The sequence below is a fragment of the Nitrospira sp. Nam80 genome (assembly GCF_965152575.1).
This window is the reverse complement of sequence record NZ_OZ224216.1, coordinates 2674468-2692158: the sequence shown is the minus strand read 5'-3', so window position 1 is coordinate 2692158 and position 17691 is coordinate 2674468. Positions and strand designations below refer to the sequence as shown.

The following is a 17691-nucleotide window of genomic DNA, read 5'->3' as shown; positions in this document are numbered from 1 at the left end:
ATCCTTCCGCGGGCTTTTAGGCGCGCGGATTCTAACTTCTAACTTTCCCGATTCGTCATTCATGATTGTGCGAACGCAATCGTGCTGAGCAGGGCGTCCTCCGCCAGGCGTGCATCGCATTTGCACCGAACTGTCGTGCAAGCCGGATGCCTTGCCCCTGTCATAGGGTGAGTGCGCGTGCTGCGTACGAAAATATTCGCCGTAAACATTTCCGGCCTCAGCTTGGACCAATTGTCCGACCCCTCAGACAATTTGTCCCCGACCGGTTGAGTTGATTCGACCCGCGCCACACTGAAATGGAGACTTGTTCAGCACTGCCTTGGTGTTCCCGCCGTCGTGTGCTATCGGTCTGCAATTTGCACGGTTACATGACCAGCTATTGGTAGCTTTACCAAACCCATGATGAACCAAACGCACGGGTTATCTATTGTCGAGGTGGGCAACCATCTCTCAAACAAAGGAGGAGAGACATGAGGATATTGACTGCAATCGTCTTGGGCGGCGCGGTCTTACTTGGAGGGCAAGTGTTCTCAGCCTATGCCCAGTCCGGCGCCAGTGGAGGACAATCAGGGGATCAACCGGGAAGCGGATCGACGGCCATCCCGCCGGGGCAAGGCATGAACGCGCCCCAAGGTCATGCCATGGATCAGAAATCCATTGATATGACGGGCGGTAAGTCCGGCCTTCCCGAGCATTATGATGTCGTGCCCGTTCGCCGCGGAGAGTTGAAGGATGAAAAAGGCGGCATGCTGGATCATGAAGTGAAGAACCCGCAGGGTGAAACCATCGGCACGATTCAAAAACTCCTGAAGGATACGAAAACCGGCAAAGTGGAATACGCGGTGCTCGAGCTGGCGGATACCAAATTTCAATTGCCGCTTCAGTGGAGCCTCTTTAAGCAGCAAGGGGATAAGCTGACCTTAAAGGCGACGAAAGACCAACTGCGGACACCGGTCAATTCGGACCTGACGAAAGATCATTCGCCGGAGATCTCTCAATATATGGATGAAATTAATCGGGTTCGTCAGGATCCGACCGGAGGAGAGAAAGGCATCGGGATTACGAATCAACCAGCCAGCGCCGGATCGATGGGCGAAGAAAATGTTGGCGGAGGAGGACCGGCGGGAACGAGAGCGTTGCCTCCGCAGGGCCAAGCCCCCGGCTTTGAGGGCGGGAAGCCGAGCAGCAAGCGCTAATTGATGCATGTGCCGTGATGCGTGCGAGGCAGGTGTTTCGTACTGAGACACCTGCCTCGCGGCTTTGCCGGGAATCGAACTGTTTCTAAGAGCAATCCTTCCGCGGTCCAGAAAACTACCGATTCTCAATTGAGAGATGCGTCGCTCCGGCCCATATGTCGGTGTGCTATTTCCGGCACGACGCAGCGTTGATGGAAGTATCGGTCTTAACGGCAGATGGGATATCCCATCGCTTATTACAAAAGGAGGAGGCATGAGGTCATTGACAGCTGCAATTGTTGGAAGCGCCGTGTTGTTCATGGGAGGACAGGGGCTCCCGGTCTACGCTCAGTCCGGTGGCGCTTCCGGACAATCGGGAGATCAACCGGGAGGCTCATCTGAGCATGTGCCGCCCGGCCAAGGAATGAACCAGCCGGAGAAGGGTGTGATGGACCAAAGATCCATCGATATGACGGGAGGAAAATCGAGCTTGCCGGAACGCTATGATGTCGTCCCGGTCCGCCGCGGTGAGTTGGAAGACGCCGAGGGGGGCATGCTGGACCAAGAAGTGAAGAATCAGCAGGGCGAAACGATCGGCACCATCGAGAAGTTGCTCAAGGACGGCAAGACCGGAAAGGTGGAGTATGCCGTGTTGGAGTTGGCCGATAGCAAATTCCAACTTCCGCTCCAATGGAGTCTCTTCAAACAGCAGGGCGACAAGCTGACTTTGAACGCGACCAAGGACCAACTCCGAGCCCCGGTCAACTCCGGCTTGACCAAGGATCACTCGCCGGAGATTTCTCAATACATGAATGAGATCAATGCCGTTCGGCAAAATCCGACCGGAGGAGAAACGGGTATTGGCGTCACGGATCAGCCCGGTTCGGGCGGCTTCGGCGGTGAGGACAAAGAAGGCGGCGCAGGACCGGCAGGGCCGCGCGCATTACCGCCCGGTGGAAAAGCCCCTCAGCTGGAGGGCGGGAATCCCAGCAGCAAGCGATAACTCATTGAGACGCACAGCAGAGACACGGGCCGACCGCCGGGGCTCGGCGGTCGGCCCGTGGACGACGAGACGTCCCATTCACTCCTACAGAGAAACGTGCGCATAGCCATTGTTTAAGTCGACATCAATCACTATGGTCGATATGTGCATGCTCCGCGTGACTTGATCTCGCATCCAGCCGAAGCCGAATGGAGAACGTAGTAATGAGCCACGATCCGTTTTGGTCTCTGTTTCTCTATTCGCTGCTCGTCGGTGTGGTGGTCGTGGCCATGCTTGTCGTGCCCGGCCTGCTCGGCGAACGCCATCGACGGAAGCCGTCGCGACGCGGAGAGCGAGGCACGGGGCAGGCCTACGAATCCGGCATCGCTCCGACCGGCAATGCGAAGCTCCGCATCCCGCTCCAATATTATCTTGTCGCTATGTTGTTCGTGATTTTCGACCTGGAAGCCGTCTACCTGTACGCCTGGGCAGTCTCGGCGCGTGAAGCTGGATGGCCGGGATTCGTGGCGGCCGCCGTATTCATCACGCTGCTGATGATCGCGCTCGTCTATCTCTGGCGGGTCGGCGCCCTCGATTGGAGACGCGAGGGGGCTCACCTGCCGGCGAAACGAGCCGGCAGACGGGCGAAGGAGGAACAGCGTGCGATGGTGGCGTAGCAGCCCATCTTCCGGGCCGGACGCACATCTCGACCCGTCCCTCCTTCCCGGGCAACCGGTCCTCCTTGCCCGGCTGCAGGATTTGATCGCCTGGGGACGGAAACATTCTCTTTGGCCGCTCAATTTCGGCTTGTCTTGTTGCTATGTCGAAATGGCGACCAGCTTGACGAGTACGTTTGATATCGCCCGGTTCGGCGCCGAAGTGGTACGCGGCAGTCCTCGCCAGGCCGACGTCATGGTCGTATCGGGCACGGTCTTCGTGAAAGTCGCGCCGATTGTGAAGCGGCTCTATGAGCAAATGTTGGAACCGCGCTGGGTAATTTCCATGGGATCTTGCTCGAATTCCGGCGGGATGTACGACGTCTATTCGGTTGTGCAGGGGGTGGATTCATTCCTGCCGGTGGATATTTACATTCCTGGTTGTCCCCCTGCGCCCCACGCATTCATGGAATGCCTCGTGTTGTTGCAGGAAAAAGTGGGCGCGCAGCGGCGGCCGCTGAGTTGGATCGCCGGGCCACAGGATGTGCAGCCCTTGGTCATGCCCTCTCGTCGCGATGCGTTGAGAGAGCAAAGGACGACTCAAACCGACTATCCACAAATGGACCGGCTTCCTCTCACGGATGCGATATGGCGGCGTCCCGGTGAACGGCGTCCCGGAGAGAAGAGCCCACGCACCAAGCCGCCATCCGGCGGATGAGATCATACCGGTGTTGATATTGGAACAGATGCCGGTCTGGACTGAACTCCGCCGCCGGTTCGATGCGGAATCGTTGACGGGTCAGGAAACCCGTGATGCGATTCCGACCTTCTGGATCGCGCCGGAGCGATCCGTTGAGCTGCTGCATTATCTCAAGGAGGACATCGAGCAGCCCTACCGCATGCTCTACGATCTCAGCGCGGTAGACGAGCGGCTCCGGCAACATCGAGGAGGCCAGCCGGCTTCCGACTTTACGCTCGTGTATCACCTCGCATCGTTCGGACGGAATGAGGAACTCCGCGTGAAGGTTCCTCTGCGCGGCCTTTCCCCCTCGGCCTCTTCCATTACGGACCTCTGGCCGAACGCCAACTGGTATGAGCGCGAAATCTGGGACATGTTCGGCATCGTCTTTAAAGGACATCCGCATTTGCGGCGCCTATTGATGCCGGCCACGTGGAATGGGCATCCGCTTCGCAAGGAACATCCGGCGCGGGCGACGGAAATGGGACTGTTTCAACTGCCGGAGGAAAAACAGGAGAAAGAGCAGGAGGCCTTGGAATTTCGCCCGGAGGAGTGGGGCATGGCCCGCACGGAAAAGAATGCGGAGTTCGATTACCTTTTTCTGAATCTTGGGCCGGCCCATACCGGAACCCACGGCGTGCTCCGCTTGGTGGTGCAACTGGAAGGCGAGATGATCACCGATATCGTACCGGATATCGGGTTTCATCATCGGGCGGCCGAAAAGATGGCCGAACGCCAGACCTGGCACACCTATATTCCCTATACGGACCGGGTCGATTATCTCCAGGGGGTGCTCAATGAGCTTCCCTACGTGTTGGCGGCAGAAAAACTGGCCGGCATCGAGGTGCCCGAACGAGTGCAGGTGATCCGCGTGATGCTGTGCGAACTGTATCGGTTGGCCAACCACCTGGTCTGGTACGGGACATTTGCGCAAGATGTGGGGGCGTTATCCCCGGTGTTTTACATGTTCAACGACCGCGAGCGGATTCATAACATCATGGAGGCCGTTTGCGGGGCGCGTATGCATCCCAACTGGTTTCGGATTGGAGGCGTGGCTCACGATTTACCCGACGGATGGGACCGCCTGGTGCGCCAATTTCTCGCATATTTTCCGAAACGGCTCGATGAATATGACCGCTTGGTCATGAAGAACGCGATCTTTCGCGCCAGGACCGTGGGCATTGGAACCTATACAACGGATGAAGCCATGGAGTGGGGCGTGACGGGCCCGGGCCTCCGCGCCACGGGATTCCAATGGGACCTAAGAAAGCAACGACCCTATTCGGGGTATGACCGGTTTGACTTTGACATTCCGGTGGCGCATCGAGGCGATTCCTATGATCGTGCGGTCGTGCGCATCGAAGAGATGCGGCAGTCTTGTCGCATTATCCAACAATGTGTCGATGCAATGCCGGCCGGACCCTATAAGTCGTCGCATCCGTTGAGTACGCCGCCGCTGAAGGAACGCACGATGCATGACATCGAGACATTGATCACGCACTTCCTCGGCGTGACATGGGGCCCCATCCTTCCGGCCGGGGAGGCGGCGGTTCCGATTGAAGGCGCGAAGGGACAGGTCAGTTACTACCTCACCAGCGACGGGACGCAGAACAGCTACCGGACCCGCATCCGGACCCCGTCGTTCCCGCATATTCAGATGGTCCCGTATATTTCACGCGGCCACTTGCTATCGGATCTGGTGACCATCCTGGGGAGCGTCGATTTTGTGCTGTCGGATGTGGACAGGTGAGGATGTACGATTTGGTGATTGGTAAAAAGGACGATTTGGTGAGTGGGTGATTTGGTGAAGTGAAGAACTTCGCGAAATCTCCAGATCGCGAAATCGCCAAGTCAGGGTGGGCCAAACGATGCTGTCCGACGACGTACGCGCCGAGATCGAGCAAGAATTGCAGCACTATCCGACCAAGCAGGCCGCTTGTGTGGAGGCGCTCAAGGTCGTGCAGCGTCGCTACGGCTGGGTGTCGGATGAACACCTCCAAAGCGTCGCGTCTTTGCTCGGCATGACCGCCGATGAACTTGATGGAGTCGCCACGTTCTACAGTTTGATCTTTCGAAAACCCGTTGGGCGTCACGTCGTGCTGTTGTGCGACAGCGTCAGCTGTTGGATGTTGGGAGCGGATTCGTTGCGGCGCGAGATAGAACACAAGCTCGGCATCACACTGGGCGGGACCACGAACGACGGACGGTTGACATTGCTTCCGGTGGTCTGTCTCGGGGCCTGCGACCATGCGCCTGTCATGATGGTGGACGAAGATCTGCATCGGGATCTCGACGGCGAGAAGGTCGATCGGATTCTGGAGCGCTATGGCTGATCTCACCAACCCGCTGACCCGCCGCATCAAGCCGTCGGATGAGCCGCTCTGGCTGGCCGACTATGAGAAGGCCGGGGGCTATGAGTCTGTCCGCAATACCGTCGGACGCACGGAGCCCCACGCCTTGCAGGATCTGGTGAGTCGGTCGGGACTGCGCGGCAGAGGCGGAGCGGGTTTTCCGACGGGAAAAAAGTGGAGCTTTGTCCCGATGGGCGCCGACGCGCCGCGGCCCAAATATCTGGTGGCGAACGCCGACGAAATGGAGCCGGGAACGTTCAAGGACCGTCTTTTGCTTGAAGGCGACCCGCATCAGATGATCGAAGGGATGGTGGTGTCCGGCTATGCGATCCAAGCGGACGTGGGGTACATATTTTTGCGGCAGGAATATGTGTTGGCGGCTGCCAGACTGCGCCGCGCGATCGCCGAAGCTTATGAACAAAACTATTTGGGGCGGAATATTCTGAATTCGGGATGGAGTTTCGACCTGTTTCTTCATACGAGCGCCGGCCGCTATATCTGCGGAGAGGAGACCGCGCTCTTGAACGCCTTGGAGGGAAAGCGCGCCATTCCGCGCGCCAAGCCTCCCTACCCGCAGGTCACCGGTCTCTGGGGGAAACCTACCGTCGTGCAGAATGTCGAAACCCTCTACAACGTGCCGCACATTGTGCTGCATGGAGTGGACTGGTACCGGGCATTGGGCAAAGCAACCGATGGAGGGACAAAAATCTACGGCGTGAGTGGAAGAGTGAACAAGCCCGGCGCCTGGGAACTTCCGATGGGCACCACCGTCCGCGAGATTCTCGACCATCATGCCGGCGGAATGCGGCGATCCGTGCAGTTTCGCGGCCTGCTTCCGGGCGGGGCTTCCACGGCGTTTCTGACCAAAGACCATTTGGATGCGCCGATGGATTTCGACGGCATCGCCAAGACCGGCAACCGCATGGGCACCGGCACGATGATTGTGCTGGATGATCAAACGTGCCCGGTCGCCATGATGCTGAATCTACAGCTGTTCTTCGCGCAGGAATCCTGCGGGTGGTGTACCCCTTGCCGCGACGGCCTTCCGTGGGTGGCCAAACTACTCCGGGGGCTGGAGGAGGGACGCGGAACCGATCAGGATCTCCGGTTGCTTGACATGCATACCAAATTTCTCGGTCCTGGCCATACGTATTGCGCCTTGGCGCCGGGCGCGATGGATCCGCTGGCCAGCGCGATGAAGTATTTCAAGGACGATTTCGAAGCGCACGTCACGAAAAAAGGATGCCCTTGGGAAAGGCAGCGTCTCGGCGCTGCCAGGGTGGGCGGGTGAGATGGGAAAGGCAGCGTCTCGGCGCTGCCGGGGTGGGCGGGTGAAATCACCAAGTTGTACTTTTGAGCAGAACCATGCCGACGATCTACGTCGATAACCGCTCCTACGAGATCTCGGAGGGGCAGAACCTGCTCGCCGCTTGCCTCTCTCGTGGGTTGAACCTTCCGTACTTTTGCTGGCATCCGGCCATGGGATCGGTGGGGGCTTGCCGGCAATGTGCCGTGAAGGTTTTCAAGGATGAGAAGGACCACAGCGGCCGCCTCATGATGGCCTGCATGACCCCGGCGTCCGACGGCCTCCGCGCCTCAATTGAAGACGAAGAGGCGAGAGCGTTTCGCGCGTCCGTCATTGAATGGCTGATGACGAATCACCCGCACGACTGTCCGGTCTGCGACGAAGGAGGAGAATGCCATCTTCAGGACATGACCGTGATGACCGGGCACGCCTACCGGCGGTACCGGTTTACGAAGCGCACGTATCTCAACCAGTATCTCGGGCCTTTCGTGCATCACGAAATGAATCGCTGCATCGAATGCTATCGATGCGTCCGGTTCTATCGCGAGTACGCCGGGGGCCGAGATTTCAATGTGTTCGCCTCGCATAATCATGTGTATTTCGGGCGCTCGAGCCCCGGCATCCTGGAAAACGAATTCAGCGGCAACCTGGTCGAGGTGTGTCCCACCGGCGTGTTTACCGACCAGACGTTCTTTCACCATTACACGCGCAAATGGGACCTCCAAAACGCCCCGTCGATCTGCGTCCATTGCAGCTTGGGATGCAATACAACTCCGGGTGAGCGGTACGGGCTGCTGCGGCGTGTCGTGAATCGTTACAACAGCCGGATCAACGGATATTTTCTCTGTGACCGGGGACGCTTCGGCTATGAATTTGTCAACAGCGACAAGCGGTTGCGCCGGCCGTTGATGCGCGTGACTGGCGCGGAATCCTTGGAACCGAGAGATCCGGCGGGTGTGCTCGAAGCGATCCGGTCCCGCTTGTCCCATGGACGTGCAATCGCAATCGGGAGCCCGCGCGCCTCGCTCGAATCCAACTTTGCGCTGCGTAACCTGCTCGGTCCGGAGCGGTTTTATCAAGGCGTGACGAAACAAGAGGCCGATCTCGTGGGGACGGTGCTCCGGTTCTTTCACGACGGCCCATTGACTTCGGCCTCTATTGAAGATGTGGAGCAATCGGATGCCGTTTTCATCATCGGCGAAGACGTGCTGCACACCGCTCCCCGGTTGGCGCTTGCGATCTTGCAGGCGGTCCGGCGGCAGCCGGTGGCCTCGATCGACCACTTGGACATCCCCATGTGGAACGATGGAGCGATCCGCCAGGCCATCAACGAGCGCACCGGCCCGCTCTACGTGACGGGCTACCGGAAAACCTGGATCGAGGATCATGCGACTGCCGTCTTCCATGCGGCGCCGGATGATCTAGCTCGCCTGGGATATGCCGTCGCGCGTGAATTGGATTCCACCGCTCCTGCCGTGGGCGACTTGAATGAGGACCAGCGGCGGCTCGCACAGCGGATCGCAACCGATTTACTGCACGCGACACAACCGGCCGTCGTCTCGGGGACCGGCGCGCTGAGTCCTGCTGTGGTCCACGCTGCGTGGCGCGTGGCGCTCGCTCTTCATAAACGGGGAAAGCCGGTGAAGCTCGCAATGGTGATGCCCGAATGCAATAGCGCCGGAGCCGCCCTGCTGGGAGGACAACCGCTGGAAGCAGCCTTTGACGCACTCGATGCCGGTCGGGCGGACGTCGTCATCGTGTTGGAGAACGATGTGACTCGCCGTGCGGTGATCAGAACCAATCGATTGGACGGGCGGTGTGCCGCTCATGACGGTGTCTTCTGGATTGCGATCGATCATCTCGATAATGGTTGTACCAGAGCCGCTGATGCCGTGTTGCCGGCCGCCACGTTCGCCGAAGGCGACGGCACGTTGGTCAATCACGATGGGAGAGCGCAACGCTATTATCAAATCTTCGTCCCGGGCGGGATGGTTCAGGAGAGTTGGCGCTGGGTGAGGGACATCGCCCGCGGATTGGACGGAGCCAGGCAGCCCTCACTGGAAGCGATGGTGGGCTGGACCGGCTTGGATGATGTCGTAAGGGACCTCTGTCGTGAATTGCCGGTGTTCCGGCCCATCGAGGAAACACTGCCTGCGTCTAATCTGCGCATCGCGGGACGAAAGATTCCACGCCAGCCGGAGCGCTACAGCGGCCGCACGGCCATGGTGGCCAATGTCACCATGCACGAGCCGCCGCCTCCCGTTGATCCCGATTCGCCCTTCGCCTTTACGATGGAAGGTTCGCACAATACCGTGCCGCCGTCCTTGCAGCCTCAGGTCTGGGCGCCGGGGTGGAACAGCAATCAGGCCTTGAACAAATTCCAGGAGGAGGTGGGGGGGCCGCTGCGCGACGAACTGATCGGCCCTCGATTGATTGAGCCGGTGAGCGGCGGGTCATCCGCGCCAGGCATTGGCACGGTTCCCCCGGCATTTCGACCTCGTGCCGAGGAATGGCTCGCGTTGCCTCGTTATGAAATCTTCGGGAGCGAGGAACTCAGCGCCTCGGCGGCTGCTTTGTCAACCCGCATTCCCTCCATGTCGATCGCGATGCATCCGGACGATGCCGGTCGCATGGGTTGGGCGGCCGGTGAGCGATTGCAGCTTTCGCTTCATCGAGAACGAATTCGGTTGCCGCTGGTCGTGGACGAAGCGGTTCCTCGCGGGACCGTCACGGTATCGCGCCTTGAAGAATGCATATCCATGCCGTTGCCCGGCTGGTGCCAGCTTCAGAAAGAGGGAACGCCGTGAATTCGTGGGTATGGTCATTGGCGATGAGCGCAGCGGTATTGGCGGCGGTACTGACCCTGGCCGCGCTGTTGATTTGGGTTGAGCGGCGGCTGCTTGGATTGTGGCAGGAGCGGTTCGGACCCAATCGAGTCGGTCCTCTCGGCATGTTCCAGTCGCTGGCCGACATGATCAAGATTTTTACAAAGGAAGACTGGGTTCCCCCCTTTGCCGACAAATGGGTGTTTATCGTGGCGCCGACGATCGTCGTCACGACCACCCTCATGTCGTTTGCAATCGTCCCATTTGGGCCATTCGCCGGCGTCGCCGATTCGAATATCGCGGTCCTGTTCTTTCTTGCAATGTCGTCGCTGGCCGCCTACAGCGTCGTCCTGGCCGGCTGGGCCTCGAACAATAAGTATTCGCTGCTGGGCGGATTGCGCGCGGCGGCGCAACTGTTGAGCTATGAGGTCTTCATGGGCCTCTTTCTCATGGGCGTGGTCTTGCTAGCCGGATCATTTGATTTGCGCCGGATCGTCGAGGCGCAACGCGAGGGTTGGTTCGTGATCCCGCAATGGCTCGGCTTTGTTGGATTTCTGATCGCGGGAGTCGCCGAGACCCATCGGGCGCCGTTCGACATGCCGGAAGCCGAAGCCGAACTGGTGGGCGGCTACCACACGGAATATTCCGGGATGAAATTCGGCATGTTTTTTGTCGGCGAATATCTGGGCATTGCCTTGATTTCGGCGATGATCACGGTGCTCTTTTTTGGCGGCTGGCAGGGACCGTGGTTGCCGCCGCTGGTCTGGTTCTGTCTGAAGACCGGCGTCTTCATCGCCTTCTTCATTCTGTTGCGGGCGACGTTCCCGCGGCTCCGGTTCGATCAATTCCTATCGTTCGGCTGGAAAGTCTTGTTGCCCTTGGCCTTGATCAACCTCCTGATCACCGGCGCCGTCGTACTGAGCTTACAAGGAGCGTGACATGCCGGACATCGGCTCTTCGCACCGACAGACAGCCGGATTGCCGGCCGTGTGGTCATCGATCTGGTCGCTCATTCAGGGATTGGGGGTAGTGCTCAGCCGCACATTCCGGCGCCCGATTACGGTGCAATATCCGGAAGAGCAGCCGTATCTGCCGCCGCGATGGCGGGGCCGCATCGTCTTGACCCGCGATCCCGACGGTGAGGAACGATGCGTCGCCTGTTATCTCTGCGCGGCCGCCTGTCCGGTGGATTGCATTGCGCTGCAGGCGACGGAATCGCCCGATCAGCATGACCGCCGGTATCCGGCCTGGTTCCGGATCAATTTTTCGCGCTGTATCTATTGCGGCCATTGCGAAGAAGCCTGTCCCACCTATGCGATTCAATTGATTCCCGACTTTGAACAGGGCGAGTACGAGCGGCGGAATATGGTCTATGAAAAGCAGGATTTGCTGATCAGTGGAACCGGCAAGTATCCCGACTACAATTTTTATCGGGTCGCCGGCGTGCAGATCGGCGGCAAAGAAAAGGGCGAGGCCGAGAACGAGCAGCCGCCAGTGGATGTACGGAGCCTGCTGCCATGAACATCCCTTTCTATATCGCCGCGGCGGTCGCGGTCCTTGCCACGGTTCGGGCCGTGACCCACTTCCATGTCGTGCATGCGCTGCTCTATCTGATCGTCTCGTTCATGGCGGTGGCCGTGGTGCTCTATCTGCTGGGCGCGCCCTTCGTTGCTGCGCTCGAAGTTATCGTATATGCCGGGGCCATCATGGTGCTGTTCGTCTTCGTCGTGATGATGCTGAACCAGGGCGCCCGCGGGATTGAACAGGAACGGCGGTGGGCTCCGAGAGGAATATGGCTGGGTCCGGGGCTGCTCTCGGCTTTGTTGTTGGCCGAAGTGATCTATCTGCTGTGGAATGGAGCGCCATCCGGCGATCGCGCGGCGGTCGGTCCACATGAAGTCGGGATGGCCCTGTACGGACCGTATCTGTTGGCGGTGGAGTTGGGCTCGCTCTTGTTGTTGCCGGGAATCATTGGCGCTTACCATCTCGGCCGGCGTCAATGGAGTGAACGCTAGCATGCCATCCGATGCCTTGATTCTGGCAGCCATCTTGTTCTCGCTGGGCCTCGTTGGTCTGCTCGTCAGGCGGAACGTCATCTATGTGTTGATGTCCATCGAGATCATGATGAATGCGGCGGGCCTTGCCTTTGTATCGGCGGGAGCCTCCTGGGGGCAGCCGGACGGCCAGGTGATGTTCGTCTTTATCCTGACGTTGGCCGCCGCCGAAGTATCCGTCGGGCTGGGCTTGGTGCTCCTCATGTACGACCGGTTCCGCACCATGGATGTGGATGCGCTGAACAGCATGCGGGGGTAGAAGTGCGATTTGGTGAGGTAGTGATTTCGTGAGGTACACACTTTACCAGATCATTAAATCGGGCTCTCACAGTTGATATGGAGTCATTGCTGACATGGCTTTGGTTGGTTCCGGCGCTTCCGCTGGCCGGCTTCCTCATGCTCGTCGCCGCCGGCGGCCGACTGTCCAGGCGGATGATCGCCTGGATCGGGGTCGGCTCGGTCGGGCTTTCGGCCATCGTCGCCGGGCTGGTTGCAATTTCGTTCATCGTGTCTCCTCCCGCCGGCGGCCGCGTCACCCAGGATTTCTGGACCTGGGTGGAGGCAGGCCCTTTTTCCTCTCAGCTCGGGTTCGATCTCGATGCCCTGTCGCTCGTGATGATGCTGGTCATTACCTGGGTTGGGTTCCTCATTCATGTCTACTCCTCGGAATTCATGGCGGAGGATTCAGGCTACCGGCGGTTTTTCGCCTACATGAATCTCTTCGTCGGCGCGATGTTGGTCCTGGTCCTGGCCGACAATCTTTTCCTGTTGTACCTCGGATGGGAAGGGGTCGGGCTCTGTAGTTATCTGCTAATCGGATTCTGGTACGAGCAGGCGGCCAATGGATGGGCGGCCAGAAAAGCGTTCATCATTACCCGAATCGGCGACACCGCGCTGGCGATCGGCATGTTTTTGTTGTTTGCCTCGTTCGGGACCGTCGATATCCAAGACCTGATGCGCGAGGCCTCGGGACGGTGGGATGCAGGCTCACCGATCGCGACGGCCGCCGCCGCGCTTTTGTTGATCGGCGCCATGGGCAAGTCCGCGCAAGTGCCGCTTCAGACGTGGCTCCCGGACGCCATGGCCGGCCCGACGCCGGTCAGCGCATTGATCCATGCGGCCACGATGGTTACGGCCGGGGTCTATCTCCTGGCGCGTACGCACGTTCTCTTTCAACTCGCCCCGGCCGTTCAATTCTGTGTGGCGGTGGTCGGTGTGGTGACGTTGCTGCTCGCCGCGTTCAGTGCGTTGGCACAACGGGATATCAAGCGCGTGCTGGCCTATTCGACCATCAGCCAGATCGGCTACATGTTTCTCGCGCTCGGTGTCGGCGCTCCGGTGGCGGCGATGTTTCATTTCCTGACCCACGCCTGCTTCAAGGCGCTCTTGTTTCTCGGAGCGGGCGCCGTGAGCAACAGTCTGCATCATGAATTGGACATATTTCGCATGGGCGGTCTGCGCCGGCGCTTGCCGGTGACCTGTTGGACTTTTTTGGCCGGCGTCGCCTCGCTCGCCGGTCTGCCGCTCATCACCGCCGGGTTCTACAGCAAAGATCTGGTGCTCTGGGAGACGTGGATCTCGCCTCAGGGCGGACCCTGGCTATGGATAGGCGGCGCGGCGGGCGCCTTTGTCACCGCGCTATACAGTTTTCGCCTATTCTATTTCGTTTTCTTGGGTGACATGAAAACGGTGCCGCACGGAAAGCCGGGGCCGATGATGACCGTGCCGTTAGTAATACTGGCCGGATTATCCCTCGTGGCCGGCTTTCTTGAACTGCCCCGGACGCTCGGCCATTGGCCGTTGTTCAGCGGGTTTCTTCAGACCGCGATGCCGCGTGCTCATGCGGCTGCCCCGGCCTCGGTTGCCGTGGAAGCCATTCATCAGAGCTTGCTGGGGCTCGTGGCCCTCGCGGGGACCGGCATTGCCTATTGGCTCTATCGTGCGGCGCCAGAGCGTCTCGCGATCTTTGCCGGCTCCGGGCCGGCCGCCTCGTTGCGCCGCTTCTGGTTCGAAGGCTGGGAGTTTGATCGTCTCTATGACCGGTTTGTCGTCCGGCCGTTCATTGAGATGGCTCGGATGAATCGGACGGATGCGGTCGATGCATTGTATACGGCCGCCGCACGCGTCGTCGAGCGGGCGCATGTCGCGCTGAGCGACACGCAAACCGGATCGGTGCGATGGTATGCCACGGTGCTGGCGGGGAGCGGGGTCCTCTTTATTTGGTACATGCTCACATGATCCTTTTGTGGCTGATCATCATTCCGATGGCCGGCGCCTGCGCGGCCTGGTGGGTCGAACGTCGAGGCCCTCAGTGGCCGCGCTGGACCGTCTTGGTCTGTCTGGGGGCGGAGCTCGCGCTTGCCGGGGTACTGTGGCTGGATGCCGTCCATGCGACGCCGTTGTCGCGGCCAGGAACGTGGGTGGCGGAGTGGAACGGGTCATGGATTCCCAGCTGGGGCATCCGATTGCATGTGGCCGCCGACGGCTTGAGTCTATCATTGCTGCTGCTCACGGCGTTTCTCGGCATCATGGCGGTTGTCTGTTCATGGACCGAGATCCGGGACCGAGTCGGATTCTTTCACTTTAATCTGCTGTGGACGCTCACAGGAGTCATCGGGGTCTTTCTCGCCATGGATCTGTTTCTCTTCTTTCTCTTCTGGGAAGTCATGCTGATCCCGATGTACCTGCTCATCATTCTATGGGGGCATGAGGGCCGGCTCCGCGCGGGATATAAATTTGTTCTCTTCACGCAGGCGGGAAGCTTGCTCTTATTGATCGCCATCATCGCACTGGCCTTCATCCAGGCGGCACAGAAAGGTATCTGGTCATTCGACTATCAAGATCTGCTCGCCATCCAGATGAGCGGAGCCGCCGGAACCTGGCTGATGCTCGGTTTCTTCCTTGCTTTTGCGGTGAAGCTGCCCATGTTCCCCTTCCATACCTGGCTGCCGGACGCCCATACCGAGGCGCCCACCGCGGGCAGCGTCATCCTGGCCGGCCTGTTGTTGAAGACCGGCGCCTATGGGTTGATCCGGTTCGCCGTGCCGTTGTTTCCGGAGGCCTCGCGAGAGTTTGCCCCGGTCGCCATGTTTCTCGGCGTCGTCGGCATTCTATATGGCGCGATGCTCGCATTTGCGCAGACGGATCTCAAGCGACTGGTGGCCTATAGCAGCGTCAGTCACTTGGGCTTCGTCTTGCTCGGTGTGTATGCGGGCACTCATCCGGCTTTCGAGGGCGCGGTGATGCAAATGATCGCTCATGGAATCAGCACGGGGGCGTTGTTCATGCTGGTTGGAGTGCTGCAGGAGCGGCTGCACACGCGGGATCTCCGTCACATGGGCGGCTTGTGGAGGCAGATCCCGGTGTTCAGCTCGTTGCTGTTGTTCTTTGCGGTGGCGAGCCTCGGGATGCCGGGTTTTGGAAATTTCATCGGCGAATTTCTTGTGTTGCTGGGCTCGTTTTCCCCGCATGCCGTGCTGACGGTGGCCGCCACCGCCGGCATCGTGGTGGCCGCGGTCTATGCGCTGGCGATGGTCCAACACACGGTGCATGGTCAGCCCGAGCCGGACCGCCGCGTGGTCGATCTGTCGCAGCCGATGCAGTGGTCCCTCATCTCAATGGCAGTGATTCTCGTCTGGCTCGGACTCTATCCGCAGCCGCTGTTACGGATGCTCGGGCCGGCCACCGGTATCGAGCAGCCGAGGGTCGTATCGGCCGAGAGAGGATCCGGATGAATCAGGCCGATCTCATGGCCCTGATGCCGATCATCATTTTGACGATCGCTGCGGCGGCGATGATGCTCCAAATCGCATGGAATCGGCGCCATCTGATCACAGCCGGGATGGCGATGGGCGCCTGTGCCGCCGCTTTGGCCTGCCTGCCTTTGGCTGCTCCTGAGGGAGCGCGGCGGGTGATGTCGCTGTTGATGATCGACGGGTACGCGTTGTTTTACATGGGCGTGATCCTGGCGACTTCCTTGGCGGTGGTTGCGATGTCGCTGCCTTATCTCCTGATGCGGCCCAGCGATGAAAGTCAGCCGGAGGAGTTCTATGTATTGCTTCTGCTGGCGACGATCGGCGCTAGCGTCCTTGTCGCGGCTGATCATGTGGCGTCCTTTTTCCTTGGACTGGAATTGATCAGCCTGTCCCTGTACGGGCTGATCGGTTATCTGCGAGCCAGGTTGCGGTCGCTTGAGGCGGCGATCAAGTACCTCGTCTTGTCCGCCGCCTCATCGGCCTTTTTGCTGTTCGGGTTGGCCCTGCTCTATGTCCACAGCGGGACCATGGAGTTCAGCAGGATGGGAACGTTGCAACGGATCGAGGAGGGCGTCTCGCTCACCGTTTTGGCCGCCTTCGGCTTTATTCTGATCGGCGTCGGATTCAAACTGGGCGTCGCCCCGTTCCATATGTGGGCGCCGGATGTCTATCAAGGCGCGCCGGCTCCTGTTGCGGCGTTCGTCGCGACCTGCTCCAAAGCCGCCGTCTTCGCGTTGCTGCTTCGCCTGACCGTAGCCATGGATCTCGAACGGCACGCCGCATTCTGGAACCTGATTGCAATCGTGGCGGTCTTGTCGATGTTTGCGGGAAATCTACTGGCGCTGTTCCAGTCCGACGTCAAACGCATCCTGGCCTATTCTTCCATTGCCCATCTGGGGTATGCCCTGGTGGCGTTTTTGGCCGGCGGATCTCTGGCGGTCGAATCCGTCACGGTCTATTTGACGGCGTATGTCCTCACGAGCCTCGGGGCCTTCACCGTGGTGGCTCTGCTCTCGACCAGCCGGGAGGATGCCGATCCCCTCGATCGCTATCAGGGGCTGTTCTGGCGGCGGCCGTGGATGAGCGCGGCCATGATGGTCATGTTGCTGTCGTTGGCCGGCATTCCCCTGACCGTCGGGTTTATCGGAAAGTTCTATGCGATTGCCGCCGGTGTAGGCAGCGGATTGTGGGTCTTGCTCATTATTCTTGTGACCAACAGCGTGATCGGCCTCTTTTATTATCTTCGGATTGTCGTGGTGATGCTGCAGCCAGCGTCCTCAGCGGTGCAGCCGATCGGCACCAAATCAGACACCCGTTACCTTTGGATCGGAAGTACGTCGCTGGCGGTGGTGACGCTGCTTACCGTCTGGATCGGCGTCAATCCGGAGCCGCTCATTCGAGTGGTGCGGATGGTCGTCGTGGGCAAACTCTAGAAGCCGCCCCGCGCGGTATGCCGTGAAGTAAATTAGGGATAGGACGTGGGGCGGCGTGCGCCGGCCGTGTCGATGTAGTTCTGCGCCACCCACCCGGCGACAAACAACAGCAAGAAGATCGCGACACTGAAACCGGCAACGAGCCCTGCCACGACGGCCGAACCCAGCAACGGGGCTGCTAAAGCCGAAGCCAGAAGCAGCACGATTACGATCATACTGTTCATACGCCATTTCCTGTCTATGTTGCCGTCCTGGCCGAGCCCGAATCTTAAAAAAAGCAAAATGAATGCCTGATGGAGCAAGTAGATTGTGCTCCCACGCGCGATAGTCCTGTCCGTGTACAACGGATCTGTCGTTCAACTCGGATGGCTTGTCCCCCGTGAGACAAGTTGTCCTCTCCAAAGTGGTTGAAATG

15 protein-coding genes and 1 pseudogene are annotated in these 17691 nt (G+C 59.6%); 15 read left to right on the top strand and 1 reads right to left on the bottom strand.

Translation table 11 applies throughout. From position 1 onward, the window contains the following. The first annotated feature begins 470 nt into the window (after positions 1 to 470). The 15 genes and pseudogenes from ACWGXE_RS12620 to ACWGXE_RS12550 all read left to right on the top strand — a co-directional run bounded on the left by ACWGXE_RS12620 (position 471) and on the right by ACWGXE_RS12550 (position 17276). Positions 471 to 1196: a PRC-barrel domain-containing protein gene (locus ACWGXE_RS12620; protein WP_447598115.1), complete on the top strand. Its 726-nt coding sequence runs from the start codon at positions 471 to 473 to the stop codon at positions 1194 to 1196. 253 nt (positions 1197 to 1449) lie between these two features. Then, on the top strand, positions 1450 to 2178 hold the full coding sequence (locus tag ACWGXE_RS12615) for a PRC-barrel domain-containing protein (protein WP_447598114.1): 729 nt from the start codon (positions 1450 to 1452) through the stop codon (positions 2176 to 2178). A 188-nt stretch (positions 2179 to 2366) separates the two neighbouring features. Beyond that, the gene (gene ndhC / locus ACWGXE_RS12610; protein WP_447598113.1) at positions 2367 to 2834 is read left to right on the top strand and encodes an NADH-quinone oxidoreductase subunit A; all 468 of its coding nucleotides are present in this window, start codon (positions 2367 to 2369) and stop codon (positions 2832 to 2834) included. Beyond that, positions 2818 to 3444, top strand: a pseudogene (locus ACWGXE_RS12605) (NADH-quinone oxidoreductase subunit B); the annotation flags it as partial. The gene ndhC and the pseudogene ACWGXE_RS12605, both read left to right, overlap by 17 nt. Positions 3445 to 3559: 115 nt before the next feature. Continuing rightward, complete coding sequence (gene nuoC, locus ACWGXE_RS12600; protein ID WP_447603729.1) at positions 3560 to 5302, top strand: NADH-quinone oxidoreductase subunit C/D; 1743 nt, start codon at positions 3560 to 3562, stop codon at positions 5300 to 5302. A gap of 118 nt (positions 5303 to 5420) precedes the next feature. Beyond that, entirely contained in the window at positions 5421 to 5885 is a 465-nt protein-coding gene (gene nuoE, locus ACWGXE_RS12595; RefSeq protein WP_447598112.1) for an NADH-quinone oxidoreductase subunit NuoE, read from the top strand. Continuing rightward, positions 5878 to 7194, top strand: a complete 1317-nt coding sequence (nuoF, locus tag ACWGXE_RS12590; RefSeq protein ID WP_447598111.1) for an NADH-quinone oxidoreductase subunit NuoF — start codon at positions 5878 to 5880, stop codon at positions 7192 to 7194. The genes nuoE and nuoF overlap by 8 nt, the downstream gene beginning before the upstream one ends. A gap of 74 nt (positions 7195 to 7268) precedes the next feature. Then, complete coding sequence (gene nuoG, locus ACWGXE_RS12585; RefSeq protein ID WP_447598110.1) at positions 7269 to 10016, top strand: NADH-quinone oxidoreductase subunit NuoG; 2748 nt, start codon at positions 7269 to 7271, stop codon at positions 10014 to 10016. A gap of 23 nt (positions 10017 to 10039) precedes the next feature. Next, a complete protein-coding gene (gene nuoH, locus ACWGXE_RS12580; RefSeq protein WP_447603727.1) occupies positions 10040 to 10972 on the top strand; it encodes an NADH-quinone oxidoreductase subunit NuoH in 933 nt (310 codons plus the stop codon). Position 10973: 1 nt separating this feature from the next. Beyond that, entirely contained in the window at positions 10974 to 11555 is a 582-nt protein-coding gene (gene nuoI, locus ACWGXE_RS12575; protein WP_447598109.1) for an NADH-quinone oxidoreductase subunit NuoI, read from the top strand. Continuing rightward, positions 11552 to 12049, top strand: coding sequence for an NADH-quinone oxidoreductase subunit J (nuoJ, locus tag ACWGXE_RS12570; RefSeq protein WP_447598108.1), 498 nt, complete (start codon positions 11552 to 11554; stop codon positions 12047 to 12049). The genes nuoI and nuoJ overlap by 4 nt, the downstream gene beginning before the upstream one ends. Continuing rightward, on the top strand, positions 12039 to 12347 hold the full coding sequence (nuoK, locus tag ACWGXE_RS12565; RefSeq protein ID WP_447598107.1) for an NADH-quinone oxidoreductase subunit NuoK: 309 nt from the start codon (positions 12039 to 12041) through the stop codon (positions 12345 to 12347). The genes nuoJ and nuoK overlap by 11 nt, the downstream gene beginning before the upstream one ends. An 86-nt stretch (positions 12348 to 12433) precedes the next feature. Beyond that, a complete protein-coding gene (gene nuoL, locus ACWGXE_RS12560) occupies positions 12434 to 14326 on the top strand; it encodes an NADH-quinone oxidoreductase subunit L (RefSeq protein ID WP_447598106.1) in 1893 nt (630 codons plus the stop codon). Beyond that, positions 14323 to 15822: an NADH-quinone oxidoreductase subunit M gene (gene nuoM, locus ACWGXE_RS12555; RefSeq protein ID WP_447598105.1), complete on the top strand. Its 1500-nt coding sequence runs from the start codon at positions 14323 to 14325 to the stop codon at positions 15820 to 15822. Before nuoL ends, nuoM begins: the two co-directional genes overlap by 4 nt. Further along, positions 15819 to 17276, top strand: a complete 1458-nt coding sequence (locus ACWGXE_RS12550; RefSeq protein ID WP_447598104.1) for an NADH-quinone oxidoreductase subunit N — start codon at positions 15819 to 15821, stop codon at positions 17274 to 17276. Before nuoM ends, ACWGXE_RS12550 begins: the two co-directional genes overlap by 4 nt. Before the next feature lie 32 nt (positions 17277 to 17308). Here the strand turns inward: ACWGXE_RS12550 and ACWGXE_RS12545 are convergent, their stop codons facing one another. After that, entirely contained in the window at positions 17309 to 17500 is a 192-nt protein-coding gene (locus ACWGXE_RS12545; protein WP_447598103.1) for a hypothetical protein, read from the bottom strand. Positions 17501 to 17691: the final 191 nt, after the last annotated feature.

What these genes read in the sequence shown, in the direction of transcription:
- ACWGXE_RS12620 (WP_447598115.1), top strand. Translation starts at nt 471, where the DNA reads ATGAGGATATTGACTGCAATCGTCTTGGGCGGCGCGGTCTTACTTGGA.
- ACWGXE_RS12615 (WP_447598114.1), top strand. Translation starts at nt 1,450, where the DNA reads ATGAGGTCATTGACAGCTGCAATTGTTGGAAGCGCCGTGTTGTTCATG.
- ndhC (WP_447598113.1), top strand. Translation starts at nt 2,367, where the DNA reads ATGGAGAACGTAGTAATGAGCCACGATCCGTTTTGGTCTCTGTTTCTC.
- nuoC (WP_447603729.1), top strand. Translation starts at nt 3,560, where the DNA reads ATGCCGGTCTGGACTGAACTCCGCCGCCGGTTCGATGCGGAATCGTTG.
- nuoE (WP_447598112.1), top strand. Translation starts at nt 5,421, where the DNA reads ATGCTGTCCGACGACGTACGCGCCGAGATCGAGCAAGAATTGCAGCAC.
- nuoF (WP_447598111.1), top strand. Translation starts at nt 5,878, where the DNA reads ATGGCTGATCTCACCAACCCGCTGACCCGCCGCATCAAGCCGTCGGAT.
- nuoG (WP_447598110.1), top strand. Translation starts at nt 7,269, where the DNA reads ATGCCGACGATCTACGTCGATAACCGCTCCTACGAGATCTCGGAGGGG.
- nuoH (WP_447603727.1), top strand. Translation starts at nt 10,040, where the DNA reads ATGAGCGCAGCGGTATTGGCGGCGGTACTGACCCTGGCCGCGCTGTTG.
- nuoI (WP_447598109.1), top strand. Translation starts at nt 10,974, where the DNA reads ATGCCGGACATCGGCTCTTCGCACCGACAGACAGCCGGATTGCCGGCC.
- nuoJ (WP_447598108.1), top strand. Translation starts at nt 11,552, where the DNA reads ATGAACATCCCTTTCTATATCGCCGCGGCGGTCGCGGTCCTTGCCACG.
- nuoM (WP_447598105.1), top strand. Translation starts at nt 14,323, where the DNA reads ATGATCCTTTTGTGGCTGATCATCATTCCGATGGCCGGCGCCTGCGCG.
- ACWGXE_RS12550 (WP_447598104.1), top strand. Translation starts at nt 15,819, where the DNA reads ATGAATCAGGCCGATCTCATGGCCCTGATGCCGATCATCATTTTGACG.
- ACWGXE_RS12545 (WP_447598103.1), bottom strand. Translation starts at nt 17,500, where the DNA reads ATGAACAGTATGATCGTAATCGTGCTGCTTCTGGCTTCGGCTTTAGCA.